The sequence below is a fragment of the Rhodococcus sp. ABRD24 genome (genome assembly GCF_004328705.1).
GTDB lineage: Bacteria > Actinomycetota > Actinomycetes > Mycobacteriales > Mycobacteriaceae > Prescottella.
The window spans coordinates 53,419-69,527 of the sequence record NZ_CP035319.1; the positions used below are offsets into that span (position 1 = coordinate 53,419).

9 protein-coding genes and 3 pseudogenes are annotated in these 16,109 nt (G+C 64.7%); 6 read left to right on the top strand and 6 right to left on the bottom strand.

Features of this window, described 5'->3' with window-relative positions:
- Nucleotides 1-206 precede the first annotated feature (206 nt).
- Entirely contained in the window at nucleotides 207-3,875 is a 3,669-nt protein-coding gene (cobN, locus tag ERC79_RS00265; protein WP_131574742.1) for a cobaltochelatase subunit CobN, read from the top strand.
- A gap of 272 nt (nucleotides 3,876-4,147) precedes the next feature.
- On the opposite strand, the gene ERC79_RS00270 is transcribed toward cobN, so the two are convergent.
- Complete coding sequence (locus ERC79_RS00270; RefSeq protein WP_207390399.1) at nucleotides 4,148-6,637, bottom strand: hypothetical protein; 2,490 nt, start codon at nucleotides 6,635-6,637, stop codon at nucleotides 4,148-4,150.
- Between the two features lie 522 nt (nucleotides 6,638-7,159).
- On the opposite strand from ERC79_RS00270, the gene ERC79_RS00275 reads away from it, so the two are divergent.
- Together ERC79_RS00275 and ERC79_RS00280 are read left to right on the top strand one after the other, a co-directional pair.
- A complete protein-coding gene (locus tag ERC79_RS00275) occupies nucleotides 7,160-7,630 on the top strand; it encodes a DUF4160 domain-containing protein (RefSeq protein ID WP_131574743.1) in 471 nt (156 codons plus the stop codon).
- Nucleotides 7,631-7,728: 98 nt separating this feature from the next.
- Nucleotides 7,729-8,811, top strand: a complete 1,083-nt coding sequence (locus ERC79_RS00280) for a hypothetical protein (RefSeq protein WP_131574745.1) — start codon at nucleotides 7,729-7,731, stop codon at nucleotides 8,809-8,811.
- A 400-nt stretch (nucleotides 8,812-9,211) separates the two neighbouring features.
- Here ERC79_RS00280 and ERC79_RS00285 read toward each other — a convergent pair.
- From ERC79_RS00285 to ERC79_RS00295, 3 genes and pseudogenes are all read right to left on the bottom strand, one after another.
- Nucleotides 9,212-10,263 (bottom strand): annotated as a pseudogene (locus ERC79_RS00285) (IS630 family transposase).
- 74 nt (nucleotides 10,264-10,337) lie between these two features.
- Nucleotides 10,338-10,703 (bottom strand): hypothetical protein, encoded by a 366-nt coding sequence (locus ERC79_RS00290; RefSeq protein WP_131574747.1) that lies wholly within the window; start codon nucleotides 10,701-10,703, stop codon nucleotides 10,338-10,340.
- A 67-nt stretch (nucleotides 10,704-10,770) separates the two neighbouring features.
- A pseudogene (locus ERC79_RS00295) lies at nucleotides 10,771-11,785 on the bottom strand (IS3 family transposase).
- Between the two features lie 42 nt (nucleotides 11,786-11,827).
- Here ERC79_RS00295 and ERC79_RS00300 point away from each other — a divergent pair.
- The gene (locus ERC79_RS00300; RefSeq protein ID WP_131574749.1) at nucleotides 11,828-12,070 is read left to right on the top strand and encodes a cobaltochelatase subunit CobN; all 243 of its coding nucleotides are present in this window, start codon (nucleotides 11,828-11,830) and stop codon (nucleotides 12,068-12,070) included.
- 9 nt (nucleotides 12,071-12,079) lie between these two features.
- Here the strand turns inward: ERC79_RS00300 and ERC79_RS00305 are convergent, their stop codons facing one another.
- Nucleotides 12,080-12,721, bottom strand: a complete 642-nt coding sequence (locus tag ERC79_RS00305) for a dihydrofolate reductase family protein (protein ID WP_131574751.1) — start codon at nucleotides 12,719-12,721, stop codon at nucleotides 12,080-12,082.
- A 208-nt stretch (nucleotides 12,722-12,929) separates the two neighbouring features.
- Between ERC79_RS00305 and ERC79_RS00310 the strand changes: the two are divergent.
- A pseudogene (locus ERC79_RS00310) lies at nucleotides 12,930-14,491 on the top strand (FHA domain-containing protein).
- Nucleotides 14,492-14,495: 4 nt separating this feature from the next.
- Here ERC79_RS00310 and ERC79_RS00315 read toward each other — a convergent pair.
- Complete coding sequence (locus tag ERC79_RS00315; RefSeq protein WP_131574753.1) at nucleotides 14,496-15,575, bottom strand: metallophosphoesterase; 1,080 nt, start codon at nucleotides 15,573-15,575, stop codon at nucleotides 14,496-14,498.
- Between the two features lie 142 nt (nucleotides 15,576-15,717).
- Here ERC79_RS00315 and ERC79_RS00320 point away from each other — a divergent pair, with 142 nt between their 5' ends.
- Nucleotides 15,718-16,095, top strand: a complete 378-nt coding sequence (locus ERC79_RS00320) for a PPOX class F420-dependent oxidoreductase (RefSeq protein ID WP_131574755.1) — start codon at nucleotides 15,718-15,720, stop codon at nucleotides 16,093-16,095.
- The last annotated feature ends 14 nt before the right edge of the window (nucleotides 16,096-16,109 follow it).

The following is a 16,109-nucleotide window of genomic DNA, read 5'->3' on the forward strand; positions in this document are numbered from 1 at the left end:
CCCCAGGCTAGAGAAGTGTGGGGACCGGTGTGCACACGCCTGACCGGTAGGATCACCGGGACCGCGGCAGAAGAGGAAGCCGGTGAGATTCCGGGCGGTCGCGCCACTGTGAAAGTCAGACCCTCTTCCGCCGCCCGAACCGCTTCGACGAGTCCCGACTCGTGGAGCCCTGCCGTGGGGCGCGAAACCCCAGAAAGGCTGCAACAGTGATCCTGCTGCTGTCGACGTCCGACACCGACCTGCTCAGCGCCCGTGCCAGCGGCGCCGACTACCGCTGGGCCAACCCGGCCCGACTGCTGGGCGGTGCCGACGGGTCGTTCCGCGGGCTCCACTCCGACGAGGACCTGCCCGGGCTGCTCGACGGCGTCGACCTGGTCGTGGTCCGCATCCTGGGCGGCCGCAGGGCGTGGGAGGACGGCATCGACGCGGTGCTCGCGTCCGGGCTGCCGGCGGTGGTGCTGGGCGGTGAGCAGGCCCCGGATGCCGAACTGATGGAGTGCTCGACCGTTCCCGCCGGCATCGCCGCCGAGGCGCACACCTACCTCGCCGAGGGCGGCGCCGACAACCTGCGTCAGCTGCACAACTTTCTGTCCGACACGGTGTTGCTCACCGGACACGGCTTCGAGCCCGCGGTGCACCTGCCGAACTGGGGGATGTTGGAGCGGAGCTTGCGGAGCGACCGTGTCGCCGGCGCGGGAGTCGATTCTCCGACGGTCGCGGTGCTCTACTACCGAGCGCAGCACCTGGCGGGGAACACCGCGTACATCGAGGCGCTGTGCCGGGCGATCGAGGACGCCGGGGCGAACCCGCTGCCGATCTTCTGCGCATCGCTGCGCACCGCGCCCGCCGATCTGCTCGAAACGCTGCGGCGTGCCGATGCGATGGTCGTGACCGTACTGGCGGCCGGCGGCACCAAGCCTGCGAATGCGCAGGCCGGCGGCGACGACGAGGCGTGGGACGTCGCCGAACTCGCCGCGCTCGACGTGCCGATCCTGCAGGGCCTGTGCCTGACCAGCAGCCGCGAGGCGTGGGAGGCCAATGACGACGGCATGTCCCCGCTGGACGTGGCCACCCAGGTTGCGGTCCCCGAGTTCGACGGGCGCCTGATCACGGTGCCGTTCTCGTTCAAGGAGATCGATGCCGACGGTCTCACCGCCTATGTCCCGGATGCCGAGCGCGCCGCCCGTGTCGCCGGCATCGCCGTCCGCCACGCGAATCTGCGTCGAATTCCCAACCCGGACAAGAAGATTGCGCTCATGCTGTCGGCGTACCCGACCAAGCATGCTCGGATCGGCAATGCCGTCGGCCTCGACACCCCGGCCAGTGCGATCGACCTGCTCACCGCGATGCGCGAGCACGGGTACGACCTCGGACCGGTCGACGGCGACGACGCGCTGCCCGGTCTCGCCGCCAAGGACGGGGACGCGCTGATCCACGCGCTCATCGCCGCGGGCGGACAGGATCCGGACTGGCTCACCGCCGAGCAACTCGAGGGCAACCCGATCCGCATCTCCGCCGCCCGCTACCGCGAGTGGTTCGCGACGTTGCCGCAGGACTTCCGCGACGGTGTCGAGGAGCACTGGGGCGCTGCGCCCGGCGCGCTGTACGTGGATCGGTCGTCCGATCCCGACGGCGAGATCGTCATCGCCGCGATCCGCGCCGGCAACGTCGTGCTGATGGTGCAGCCGCCGCGTGGCTTCGGCGAGAACCCGGTTGCGATCTACCACGACCCGGATCTGCCGCCGAGCCACCACTACCTGGCCGCGTACCGCTGGATCGGAGCGGAGGTGGCTGCGGGAGGTTTCGGTGCAGACGCGATCGTGCATCTCGGTAAGCACGGCAACCTCGAGTGGCTGCCCGGCAAGACCCTGGGTATGTCGGCGTCGTGCGGCACCGACGCCGCGCTCGGCGATCTGCCGATGATCTACCCGTTCCTGGTCAACGATCCGGGCGAGGGGACGCAGGCCAAGCGCCGCGCGCACGCCACCCTGGTCGACCACCTGATCCCGCCGATGGCGCGCGCCGAGTCCTACGGCGACATCTCCCGCCTCGAGCAGCTGCTCGACGAGCACTCGAACATCTCGGCGCTGGACCCGGCGAAGCTGCCCGCGATCCGCCAGCAGATCTGGACGCTGATGCGCGCCGCGAAGATGGACCACGACCTGGGCCTGACCGAGCGTCCCGAGGAGGACGTGTTCGACGACATGCTCATGCACGTCGACGGCTGGCTGTGCGAGATCAAGGACGTCCAGATCCGCGACGGCCTGCACATCCTGGGCCGGGCGCCGGAGGGCGACGCCGAGGTCGAGTTGGTGCTCGCGATGCTGCGTGCCCGGCAGATGTGGGGCGGCGAGCAGTCGGTGCCCGGTCTGCGGGAGGCGTTGGGGCTCAGCGAGGCCGAAGTCGGGGTGAACGGAGCCGAGGACCGCGGCCGAGTGGACGAGATCGAGGCACAGGCGCATGCGTTGCTCGCCGCGCTGGCCGAGACGAACTGGGATCCGGAGGCTGCCGACCGCCTGTCCGACGACGACACCGTCCGCCAGATCCTGCGCTTCGCCGCAACCGAGGTGGTGCCGCGGCTACGGCAGACCTCCGGCGAGATCGCCCAGGTGCTGCACGCGCTGGACGGCGGCTTCATCGCCGCGGGCCCCTCTGGTTCGCCGCTGCGCGGACTGATCAACGTGCTGCCCACCGGCCGCAACTTCTACTCTGTCGATCCGAAGGCGGTGCCGTCGCGGCTGGCGTGGGAGACCGGTCAGGCGATGGCCGAGTCGCTCGCCGCCCGCTACCGCGCCGACCACGGCGAATGGCCGAAGTCCGTGGGTCTGTCGGTGTGGGGCACGTCCGCGATGCGGACCTCAGGTGACGACATCGCCGAGGTCTTCGCGCTGCTCGGTGTCCGCCCGGTGTGGGACGAGGCGTCGCGCCGCGTCACCAGCCTCGAGGTGATCGACCTCGCCGAACTCGGCCGGCCACGCATCGACGTCACCGTCCGGATCAGCGGCTTCTTCCGCGACGCGTTCCCACACGTGCTGGCGCTGCTCGACGACGCCGTCCGCTTGGTCGCCGGTCTCGACGAGTCGCCCGAGGACAACTACGTCCGTGCACACGCCCAGGCGGACATGGCCGAGCACGGCGACGACCGCCGCGCCACCACCCGCATCTTCGGGTCCAAACCCGGCACGTACGGCGCCGGCCTGCTGCAGCTGATCGACTCGAAGAACTGGCGGAACGACGCCGACCTGGCGCAGGTGTACACCACATGGGGCGGCTACGCGTACGGGCGCGGCCTCGACGGTGTTCCGGCGTCGGACGACATGCGCAGCGCCTACAAGCGAATCGCGGTGGCGGCCAAGAACACCGATACCCGCGAGCACGACATCGCCGACTCGGACGACTATTTCCAGTACCACGGCGGTATGGTCGCCACCGTCCGCGCGCTCACCGGCAAGTCCCCGGAGGCGTACATCGGTGACAGCACCCGCCCCGATGCCGTCCGCACCCGGACGCTGTCGGAGGAGACCGCCCGCGTCTTCCGGGCCCGCGTGGTGAACCCGCGCTGGCTCGAGGCGATGCGCCGGCACGGCTACAAGGGCGCGTTCGAGATGGCCGCCACCGTCGACTACCTGTTCGGCTACGACGCGACCACCAATGTCGTTGCGGACTGGATGTACGAGAAGCTCGCCGAGACGTACGTGCTGGACGAGCAGAACCGCAAGTTCATGTCCGAGTCGAATCCGTGGGCGCTGCACGGCATCTCCGAGCGTCTGCTCGAGGCCGTGGAGCGGAAGATGTGGGAGGAGCCGTCACCCGAGGTGCTCGACGGCCTGCGGCAGGTGTACCTCGAGACCGAGGGTGAGCTCGAGGGGGAGTGAGGCGCTGCGCGCCTTTCCGTTGATAGTTTACGAAATCCCAGCCTTGGACGTCACGCCGATCGCAGGGTACGTCGAACAGGTGACCGTCACCGTTGCCGGCGGACAATCTCGACTCGTATCAGGTGTCAAGCAACGCGCTCGACTACTGACGCACCATTTGTGTGATGCCAGCCTGGACCAGGTCGATAGCAAGTCCGGGCCTCGGTGACCACCTGGTATTGGAGCTCACGCAGCCAAACTCGCCCGCCGTTTCCACACGATCAGGTCGGATGTTAGCGCTTGGCATTCCGTTTGCCACTCCTTCTTAGGTTTCCATTCATCCATTTTGGTTGCCGGAAGGCATTCGGATGGAGTCGCTTCTTGAGATCGGAAGGCGGACGTAGCGTGCTCAGGCTGGCCGTAAGTGCCGTGTCGAGAGGTCCGATGTGCCCGTCGTAGTAGGCGTCGATGAGGTCTCTAGTCGCTTCGTCGTAGAGGAATACGACCCCGCGGGGAATACCGAGTTGGTACTTCTTTGCCCTCAGATAGTCACGAAGTCCCTTCTCGGTGCTTACCGAATCGGCCCCGGGCGGACTGGTGGCCCATACCAGGATCCATCCCTCAGCTGGGTCCACACTTGCGGTGATTGGCACAGTCAGACTGCGCCCCAGGCCGTTCGGTGATGGGTTGTCGAGAAGGTCGCTAGGGTAGCGCGCGAACTGACGCTGAGTCTGCGTTGACGCCGACAACAGCGTTGCAGTGATGCTGAGCCAGCCTGTGATCTTCTGGGACTGCAGCTCGTCGAGTAGTGGCCTGATTGGGGATGCCACCATCGTGGGCTTTGGTACAGATCCGGAGTCGTCTCCTGTGCGATTTCTTGCGTAGTACCAGCTATCGAGTTGATCAGTGCGACTGGTCAGGAGGGCTGGCTGTTGTGCCCGGAAGCGGCGTAGTTCAGCGGTGGTCGGTGCATGCATGAATGGGAACGCGACACGCACTTGTGCGGGGTCAGGTTCGACCCATAGGCCTTCCTCGAAGAAGTGAAGGAACAAATCGAGTTCATCAGGTGCACTGAACATGACAGTGACGTCAGGGTGGCGTCGTCGACGGAGGTATAGGAGGAACTCCGCAGGGTGGTCTACCAGCTCGGAGATGAGTTCGAAATCGTGCAGCGACACAGTCCAGGGGATGTTATCGAGCGCGAGTAGATCTGCTCGGACTAGCTCTGCGGTAGCAGAGAGGACGGCCGAGATGTCGTCGAGGCTCACTGCAATGGTGTGGATCTCACGGATGTGGCTGAGGTCGACCCATCCTTCTGATTCGATGCGGAGTCCGCGGTCTCGTTCGATGCCATCGCGGATTCGGCTCGCTTGATCCGCAGCCTTGGTGATGATTCCGGTCAGGTCGGTCCGTATGCGTGCAGTCTTTCCGCCTCTGGCGAGGGCACTCAGTGCTACGGCCTTGTCCTCTACAACAATGGCGACGTCGTCGATGATGACCAGGTGGTCGCCCTCGACGCGCTTGGTGTACCGCGCAGGATCGTTGGTTACTCGCTCAGCGTCGCTCGCCGGCACGTAGTACTCGAATCCGTCCCGGAAGTGGGCCCCGGGGAGAAGACGTCCGAGAGCCGAGCGCGTACGGGATTCGAGAAGGTCGCCGCGGTGCTTTGCGTATTTGCTCCACGCAGGCGACTTCTTGAGGTGCTCCTCGAGGCTTTCTCGGATGGCGACTGTGTTAAGCGCGGGATGGGGCAGCATGACCCGTCCGGTATCGCTGGCGATGAGGGGTCGCGTGCGCATTGGGTTTCTTCCGGTGGTGAACGCGTCGACGACCTCCGTGATTGAAAGCGTCCTGAGATCGACGCGGAACCGCTCGACGATGGTTGTGACGACGTCCTCGGCAACACCCGTATGCGTGACGATATCTTCGATCGCGACCGTAGCGGCACGGGCATCGGGCTCGAACATCGAGAAGAACGCGGACCGGGCGAGTTGCACCAGATCTTTGCCTGCCTCACCAGCGCGTGTTGCACACATCGCGTTCAACGTCGTCGAACGCATCGCATCGATACGGTCATTCATGCTCGTCTGCTGCAAGTGATCGCATGCATTCAGCACGGCGTGGGCTTCGGATGCATCGAAACCAAGTTCGTCCTTCAGCGCGGCGTGAACAGTCGGTTCGCCATCGAGAAGCGCAAGGTTGGTTTCCTCCGCCATCGCGGGGTACGACGGATTGCGCATCAGGACTTCGGAGGCACGGATGCGCAATGACACCATCGTGAACTTGTCTTGCGGATCCGCTGCGATGAAGGTGCGTATCTGCGCCAGATGGAGAAGCGCTTCGAGTTCGTCCTTTGCATTGGAGACGAATCCACTCATTTCTTGATCTTGGATCAGATCAGCGCCGGGACCAGGCCCGCTGGTCTCTTGCTGAGCGGCGAGGGCGATGAGTGCTAGCAATTCGACCAGTGCGGCACTTGCCTCAGCGGTGACGGGTGTTTCCCCCTCGGGCGCCATCGGCAAGAACGCCAGACGAGCTACTTCGATAAGCCGAATCGCGTCGAATCTTCGCAACCCCTCAACGAACTCGGCAACTGCCTCGTTGAACGCCGCATCGATCGCCGCCGAAGGATCCTCGGCCGCCGCGAACTCAACTATGAGTCGTTGCATCGCAGCCAGGGAGCCGACCAGTGCCTCTGCATGTAGGTCGAACGCCGACGTGGCCTGATCAGCGCGGCGTCGCCGCTTCCTGCGCGTCTCGCGACGCTTTGTCCGTGAGGCCATAGCATAAATCCAAGCACACCAAGATCAAAGTTCGTAGTCGCCAGCAATGCGTTAGAGCGGCCAGCGTCCTGGCTTCGCCAAAGCTGAACTGACCGCCAGTAGCCGCGGCGGTGTGATGGCTGAGAGCCTTGTCGGGGCCGCCCGCATAGGCCAAGTTCACCTGCCGGTGCGTCCCGCGTTCGCCGCAGGTGCCCGCCTGCACGTAGCCCACCAGGGGATGAGGCGTGCGCCCGGGCAGTCGTCGTCGAGTTCGGGGACGACAAGCTGCCGAGCTATCTCCTCGGTGCGATCGACCCCAATACTGGCAGGCCGGAGTTCGGCCTGGTCGACCATAACCTCTACCTCGATGACGCGGCCCTATTCCGCGTGTCCACGCAGATGATCCGCGGGCCGCACTGCGGATTCAGCTGTCATACACAGCTGGCGCTGTTCGCGACGATCGTGATTGCTTCGGAGTGACATGGAGGCATCAGAGAGTCCCTCTATGCGAACGTGATCACGGCAAGCGCATACTGTCTGTTTGTGAGCAAGTATCCAGATAATCCTTGGTGGGACCATGCCAATGATCGCCCGAACCCGTTGATGACCAAGGAGCAGTGGGAGCAGGCCGACGCGGATGGTCACATCACTCCTGAGCACGTACTTTTTCGGCTGCGGAACATCCTGGTCTTTGCGATGGGCAATCCGGGGCCGGTGGGCTACGACGAGGATGGTCATGTCATCTCATTGGTTGGTGCGTCGATCCAATTGGAGGGCGGTGTCAAGCTTCGGGTCTGTTCACGGGATCACAACCCGCCGCATGTGCATATCGAGCACAGCGATTTCAGAGGCCAGAAACTGCGTGTAAACCTTGTGACGGGCGAGTTCATTGATACTGCCCCGAGGGGATTGAAAACGACGAAAATGAAGGGCTACAAAAGGGCGATCGTCGAGCCAGAAGACAGGTTGAAGGAGATGTGGGTGACCGCACACGGCGAGTACGTGTTCGAGTAGTCCTTATCTCACCCTGTGGTCGAGATTTGGGCGGCAGTGGCGCGGGTGGGCTGCGTGTCGGTACCTGCCGGTCGGCTGCTCGTCGGTACGGTCATTCTGTGACTTTCATCCCAAAAGCCGAGACCAAAGCCCCCGGGTCGTTTCAGGTTCGCTATCGGACGGGGAATAGCGACGAGAATGCGTTGCTTCGACTCGCGCTCCTGAAGGAGTGGGGCAATTATTGCTACCAGTGCAGGACACCGGTGACATTCGCTGGAGCTGAGATCGATCACATACTCCCCCGAACTCTCCCCGAAACCGAGCTTGAAGCGTTCAAGGCCGAGTATCTGACGCGTGAACGGGCTGAAGCATTCGATCTAAACATTGCGCACAACCTTGCTCCGATCTGCCGCAAGTGTAATGCGGACAAGTCTGATACCAGCTTTGTTGGGGTTCCGGCGCTCACGACGTGGCTGAACAAGGCCCACGAAAAGCGATCCGCGGTCGAGAAATTCGTGATGGGCATTCGCTCCGCCTCGGGCGTGCAGCAGGCGATGGGTAAGCTCTTGGGCGCTGACTTCTCTGCTCCGAAGTCGAAGGAGTGCCTGTCCATGCTTGGGCCAGCTCTAATTGATCGGTTCCGCTCCGAGTCCCCAGAGGTGTTGGAAAGCCCCTCGACCTATAACTACAGGGGCGAGTACAGCGACTACGGCTGCGACGAGCCGCGTGTGTTTACGGACGGTCCTGTGGTTGGCCCAGTGATTCTGGATGAGTGTTCGAGGCGAGCGAAGGTCGTCCTGGAGGATGTGTTCGGGTGGGACTTCGACCAGGCATTGGACGTCGCCGTCCACGCCGCCGAAAGGGCAATCAGAAGCGACCAGGCGGCTCAGATCGCGGGCGAGGCCAGTCGAGCTGGCCACGGAGACCCAGATGTGGGGTCAGTGGAAGGGCATCTGAGCATCGTGATCAGCGAGGTCCGCTTCGATGCTGAAGCGGGAACCATAATCGTCCGTGGGTCGTACGACGCGGACGGCTCGGCGGAGGTCGCAGTCGCGGACTACCAGAATGACTCTGGGACCCGATGGGAGCAATGGGACGCGGACCGGACAGAGGGAGACTTCGAGGTTCCGCTTTGGGAACCGGACGAAGAAGTAGGACAGCGTGGCGTCGTACCGACAGCCGGTGACGTCGAACTGAGCTAACTGGTGGCTCTCTCCCCGTCTGTCACGGCTGCGGGAGAGTACGCGATGAACACGACGATGCAGACGCTGGAGATCGAGGGGACCGACGTCTCACACCATCGGACCGCGGTGAACGTGCTGACCGGTCTCGATCTGGAGCGTGTGGAACGGGGGACGCAGTCCCGGCCGTGTCTGACGCGGGGTGCACGGGCATCGAGCGTGAGGGAATCGCGGCCCAAGTGCTCGATCACGATGTGTCGGCCCCGAGGTTCGACCCGATCTGGCACAGAAGGAAGTCCGGCCCGTAGATGCTGGGCCGGGCCTCCGTTGGACAGTCTGGTCGATCGCGCTCACGCGTTGGAGAACAGCCCCTGCACCTGGCTGGGCGCGGGGACGTTTGACGAATATGGCACGTCCCAGGCTAGTGTCCCGCGCCGTTAATTCGTTGCAATAATCGCCCGATGGATTCGAGGATCTCGTCTGCTGTCTTGGTCCAGATGAACGGCCGGGGCTGGGCATTCCAGTCTGAGATCCAGGATCGCAGGTCGGCTTCAAGTGCGTGGACGCTGCGGTGTGTTGGAACAGGTCACGGGTGATTTCTGCGAACAACCGCTCGACCTGGTTGATCCACGACGAATAGGTAGGTGTGAAGTGCATGTGGAACCGAGGGTGTGTGCCGCGCCACGTCGCGATCGTGGGGTGCTTGTGCATGCCGTAGTTGTCACAGATGACGTGGATATCGAGGTGTTCGGGGACGTTCTGGTCGATCTTGGCCAGGAACTTCTTGAACTCCACCGCCCGGTGACGGCGGTGGGTGGAGGCGATCACGGTGCCGTCCTCGACGTTCATCGCGGCGAACAAGCTGGTGGTGCCGTGCCGGACGTAGTCGTGGGTGCGCTTTTCTGGCATGCCCGGCATCATCGGGAACGCCGGCTGCGAGCGGGCCAGAGCCTGCACCTGACTCTTCTCGTCGACACTGAGCACGACGGCGGACTCGGGTGGATTCAGGTACAGGCCGACGATGTCCTACACCTTCTCGACGAACAACGGATCGTTCGACAGCTTGAACCCGTCGGTCCGGTGAGGCTTGAGCCCGAACGTCTTCCAGATCCGCCCGATGGTCGACTTCGAGAGCCCGGTGCGTTCGGCCATCTTCGCCCGCGACCAGTGCGTCGCGTTCTGCGGTGTGGACTCCAACGTCGCCACGACGACATCTTCGACTTGTTCGGCGGCGACTGTCGCCGGGCGGCCTGGACGAGGGTCGTCGACCAATCCGTCCAGTCGGTGCTCGATGAACCGGGACCGCCACTTTCCGACCGTCGGCCTGCTCACCCTCAACCGCGTCGCGACTTCCGTGTTAGCTGCTCCCGCAGCGCATTCCAGCACGATCGTCGATCGCAACGCCAACGCCTGAGAGGACTTCCTGCGCCGAGCCCATCGGGTCAGCTGCTCTCTCTCCTCATCGGTGAGCACGAGTTAGGATTTCGGACGCCCTGTTTTCGCCACACCCCACTATCACATAGAGAACAAATTAGCGCCGCGGGACACTAGTCGTACTCGGGAGATGTCGGTGCGAAGTCGGATTCAGTGGCGTGGGTTGCGGTGATGCTGAGGATGGGGCCGCGTAGCTGCGGTGGATTGCTCTTGGTGATCAGGTCTTCCCCGAACATCGTGGCCCAGCTCGCAGTCTTGCTTGGGATGAAGAGATGAACGTGGGTGCACCCCTGCGATCCTTCGGTGACGGTGGGGCGGAATCCGTTATGGACGCCTTCCATGCAGTCGAGATGGTCGGCGGTGACACCAATGTAGGGGTACGGGAGTTCCACGGTGACCTTGTAAACGGGCGGCGTGAGTCGCTTCCTGTGTTCGTTGAATGTTTGCTGAGTGATCAGCGTATGTGTCTTGACTTGCATTGATGACCCATTCCGTCGTCGTGTCAGTGTTGCGACCATGGAGTGTGTCAAGGTTCTTGGACAGGTTTCAGGCAGCTGATGCTGCGTTTCGATACTCGGCGAGCGCTTCGACGGGGGTGCGGTAGCCCAGCGTCGAGTGCAGGCGCTTGCGGTTGTAGAACACCTCGATGTATTCGGCGACCGCGAACCGTGCCCGCCCCCTGGTGTCGAACGTCTGCCGGTAGTACATCTCGTTCTTCAGGGTCGCGAAGAACGACTCGGCGGCCGCGTTGTCCCAACACACCCCGGTCCGCCCGACACTGGTCCGCACGCCCCGCGACCCGGAAAACTCAGTGAATTCCTTTGCAGTGTAATGACTTCCGCGATCCGAATGGAACACCGCACCAGCCTCGACGTACCCGCCGCTGACCGCCATCTGCAACGCGTCGACGATCAACGACGTGCGCATGTGCGAGGCCGTCTGCCAACCGACGACCATCCGCGTCGCGAGGTCGATCACCGTCGCCAGATACAACCATCCCTCACCGGTACGCAGGTAGGTGATGTCACCGACCAGACGCGAGCCCGGCCCCTGGGCGGTGAAGTCCCGGTCGATCAGGTCCGGGATCGTCGCCACCTCGCCGGCGATCGTGGTCCGCTTGTACGCACGCGGTTGCACCGCACACAATCCCAGCTCGCGCATGATGTCGGCGACGGTACCGACACTGACCGGCACCCGTACGTCTGCCGGGACTCGACGAACACCCGACCGACGTGCTCACACAGCCCCCGTCTCCTCGACGCGGTCGGTGTCTCGACCCGGCCACGCCAGGCATAGAATCGACCGCGGCACATCCAGCAGCATGCACATCCAGCCGACGGCGTAATCGGCCTTCTCCGCTTCGATCAACGCGCAGCGCTCGGCTACGGGTGCGTCCTGGCGAAGAAGGCCGCGGCTTTTTTCAGGAACTCGTTTTGCCGAGCGTGCCCGGATTGATCTCCAAGTCCCGGGCGACAGCGGCGAGTGAACGGCCCAGGCCGACAACCATCTGCACCGCTTCAGCCTTGAACTGCGGGCTGAACTGACGACGCTTCTCGGTCATGTACAGATCCTCTCTCATCCCGAGATTCACTGTCCAAGACCATTGGTACACCCCACCACGAACGTCGTCGCGGACTGGATGTACGAGAAGCTCGCCGAGACGTACGTGCTCGACGAGCAGAACCGCAAGTTCATGTCCGAGTCGAATCCATGGGCGCTGCACGGCATCTCCGAACGCCTGCTCGAGGCCGTCGAGCGGAAGATGTGGGAGGAGCCCTCTCCCGAGGTGCTCGACGGCCTGCGCCAGGTGTACCTCGAGACCGAGGGCGAACTCGAGGGAGAGTAGCGCGACCGGCTACTTCCGCCAGAACAGGTGGTGGGTCACCCCGCTCGGGCTGGGCACCGTTTCCAAGTGGAATCGGTCGCGCAGTTCGTCCGGGGTGTCCCACAGCCGCAGCCCGGTGCCGAACGTCATCGGCGAGACGGCCACGTGCATCGTGTCGACCAGATCGGCGTCGAGGAACTCGCGGATCGTGGTGACCCCGCCGCCGAGTCGGACGTCCTTGCCCTGTGCCGCCTCCCTGGCCTGTTCGAAGATCGTGGCGGGGTCGCCGTCGACGAAGTGGAACGTGGTCTCGCCGCGCTTGATCGACGGCCGGGGGTGGTGGGTCGCGACGAACACCGGCGTGTGGAACGGCGGCTCCTCACCCCACCAGCCCTCCCACTCCAGGTTCTCCCACGGGCCGCGCTGCGGCCCGAACTTGTTGCGCCCCATGATCTCGGCGCCGATGTTGTGGGAGAAGTCGCGGGTGAAGTAGTCGTCGAGGCCGCGGCTGCCGCCGCCGTCGGTGCGCATGGGCCAACTCGCAGTGGCGCCCGCCCACGCGAGCATCTCGCCGGGGTCGAGGCCGAACGGGTTCTCGAAGGTCTGATTCTCGCCGCACGCCACTCCGTCGCTCGAGACGTTGAAGTTCTGGACCTTCAGTAGCTGACTCACGTGATGCTCCGCTCTCTGGTGTGGTGTTGCGAGAAGACAGACTCGCCGCGGCGATGAAACTCATCATGACGCAGCTTCACGTGTTTGTCCGATGCGCGCCGGAAGGTCGAGGGGATACGAGACTGACCGTTCTGTCATCGGATCCCGGGGGCGTGCCACCATGGAGAAGACGACGCTCTACGCCTGATGCTGACCGGAGGCCGTGGCGATGGACGACTGGACGAGACGCGAGCGCCCGCGGGTCGTGGTCGAGACCGAGAACGGCCGTACCAGCCACAGCGCGGGCAAAGCGGTACGCATCGGCCGGGACCCGCAGTTGGAGATCACGATCGTCGATCCTGTGGTGTCGCGCGAGCATGCGCGGCTCAGATGGGACGAGGGATGGCAGCTCGTCGACTCCGACAGCAAGAACGGGATCTACGTCGACGGCAAGCGCTGTGAGGAGGTACCCGTCACGGACTCCGTCCTCGTCCGCCTGGGTGACGCGGTCGAGGGACCCACCGTGCGGATCTCGATCGAGGACCCCGACGCGACGCGACGGGACGTGGGCGGTCGATGGGACGAATCGACGATCGACATCGGGGCCTCGATCGCCCCGCCTCCGGCACCGCGCGAAACCGTCCCCGCGGGAGCAATCACGATCGGGCGGTCCCCCGACAACGACATCGTCGTGCGGGACGTGCTGGCGTCACGCGATAGTCCATGATGCGCCGTCCGGCCTCGAAGTCGAAGATCTGGGAAGCGTCAACGGAACGTTCGTCGGCGGTGCCCGGGTGACGCGTGCACGGCTGAACGACGGCGCCGTCGTCACCATCGGCAACACCGACTTCAGCGTGGAGGAAGGCCGGCTCGTTCCACGGCAGGCGACTGCCGCGACTGTTCGCCGAGTACCGCGCCACCCGCCCGGTGGTGGAGGCACCCCCACCGACCCCGCCGGGGCCGCTCGGCTCTCCCGCGCACACCTCGAGGCGCAAACAGCTGAGCACCGTCGCCCGCCGCCAGGTTCGGCTGATCCGCGCCGACCGGGGCTACCTGATCTTCCTGTCGCTGCTGCCGTTCGTGCTCGGCGGCCTCGCCCTGCTCGTGCCGGGAGACACCGGGTTCGGGCAGTCCGGTGCCGACGTCTCCGGCGAACTCACCCAGATCCTCGTGGTGCTGATTCTCGGCGCCGCGTTCATGGGCTGTTCACTGACGATCCGCGACCTGGTCGGAGAGCGCATGGTCTATCAGCGCGAACGTGCCGCCGGGCTGCTGCCGTCCGCCTACCTGACGGCGAAGATCGTCGTGTTCTGCGCCGCCGGCATCGTGCAGTCGGTGATCATGGTGCTGATCGTCTACCTGGGCAAGGGTTTCCCGGGCCACGGCAGTGTGCTCCCGTCGGGCTCCGTCGAACTGATCGTGGACATCGCCGCCATCACCTGCACCTGCGTCGTGCTGGGACTGGCGTTGTCCTCGGTGGCGCGCTCGAGTGAGCAGGTACTGCCGATGCTGGTGGTCACGATCATGGCGCAGCTGGTGATGTGCGGAGGATTGATCACGATCACCGGACGTGCCGTGCTCGAACAGGTCGCGTGGCTGTTCCCGTCCCGCTGGGGGTTCGCGGCCGCCGCCTCGACGGTGGACCTGGTCACGAACGCCAGCGGCACCGAGCCCGACACGCTGTGGCAGCACATCGGATCGTGGTGGCTGCTCAGCATCGCCATGCTGGTGCTCATCAGTTGCGTGCTCGCGGTCTTCACCTACAGCCGACTCCGGCTGCGCCGTCGGTAGAGGCCTACAGCCGGCGGTCGAACGCGAGTGTCGGTTCGGCGGTAGGGATGTCCACGGTGTAGGCCCGCAGCCGCACCGACTCCGCGGACAGGTCCATGACCATGAATCCGACGTCGTCGAAGTTCTGGTACAGATTCGCCCGGTCCGGACTGGTGGACTTGCCGTGGCTGTTCTTCCCGGCCGCACCGGAGACGATCTGGCGGGTGCCTTTCGACTCGGCGGTGGGATCGAGGACCTGCAGCGAGTGATCGTGTCCGGCGAGGATGAACTGGCACCGCCCGACCACGTGGTCCTCGTAGAACCGCTTTGCGTGCACGCCGTTCATCGGTTCGATCGGGATGCCGTCGTACTCACCGGCGTCGCCGTGCGATCCGTTGCTGAGATAGGGGTGGTGGGTGCAGGCGATCTTCCACTTGGCGGGGGATGCCGCGATCGCCGCGTCCAGCCACGCGCGCTGCTCGTTCATGAACTGCCCGTCCGCCGCCCAGTACGGCACGAACAGCGGGGGCAGGTAGGCGGCGACGGGATTGAGGTCGAGGACGAAGAACTCGACGATCGGATTCTGCTCCGGCACCCGGACGGAGTAGTAGCGGCTGGGCATCCACCACTTGCGGGACGTCCGGTGGTAAGCCACCTCGTCGTCGCCCCGCAGCAGCCAGCCGCCGTCCCCGGGGAACACCGCGCTGTTGTCGTGGTTACCGAGAGCCATCACCCACGGGAAGTCGAGGCCGTGATTGGGGTCCTCGAACTTGGTCGCGAACTGGACGTCACGGTCGCCGTTGGGGCCGGATTCGTAGATGTTGTCGCCGAGCCCGAGCGCCATCCCGAACGGTTCCGCCGCGTGCACGGCGCGCATCGCGTCGGCAACGGCCCACTGCGCCGGGGTACCGGTTCCTGCGTCACCGGTGACCAGGACTCGGACGTCGGAACCGGTGGGGAAGGCGAACTTTCCGGTGTCGGGTGAGACGGGGGACGGGACACCGGCGGTGGCGGTCGGGGACAGCGCAGCGATCGAGACGGCGGCGCCTGTAGCGCCGGCTCCGGCGAGGAAGCTGCGGCGGCTGATCGGGTTGAACTCGGTCACGGTGTCCTCGTCGGTGTCGGGGTTCGAGTGTCCGCCCCAGCAAACCCGAGCATGGACAACTGTTCAACTCAACTCGCGGTGCGTCGGCAGATGTTCACCCGCTGTACACAGGGGGGTCCGACCAGACCGTACTCTGACGGGTATGACTGTCACGCTCAGTGAGATCGGTGCGGCGAAGTATGTTCTGCTGACCACCTTCCGCAAGGATGGTTCGGGAGTGCCGACCCCGCTGTGGGGGGCAATGGACGGCGATCGGCTGCTTGTGTGGACCGTCACCGACTCATGGAAGGTAAAGCGGATCCGGCGCAATGCCCGCGTCACCGTCGGGGCGTGTGACGTGCGTGGCAATCCGAAGGGCCCGCAGATCGATGCGACCGCGGCAGTCCTGGACGACGCCGGTACCGAACGCGCTCGCGATGTCATAGCCCGCAAGTACGGGATCCTCGGCTGGCTGACGGTGAGAGGCAGCCTGGTTCGTCGCGGTCGCACCGGTACCGTCGGGTTGGCAATCACCGCCTGAATTGCGAACCCGGG

Coding starts and splice junctions, on each gene's coding strand:
- ERC79_RS00270 (WP_207390399.1), bottom strand. CDS start 6,637: ATGGCCTCACGGACAAAGCGTCGCGAGACGCGCAGGAAGCGGCGACGC.
- ERC79_RS00290 (WP_131574747.1), bottom strand. CDS start 10,703: ATGCAAGTCAAGACACATACGCTGATCACTCAGCAAACATTCAACGAA.
- ERC79_RS00320 (WP_131574755.1), top strand. CDS start 15,718: ATGACTGTCACGCTCAGTGAGATCGGTGCGGCGAAGTATGTTCTGCTG.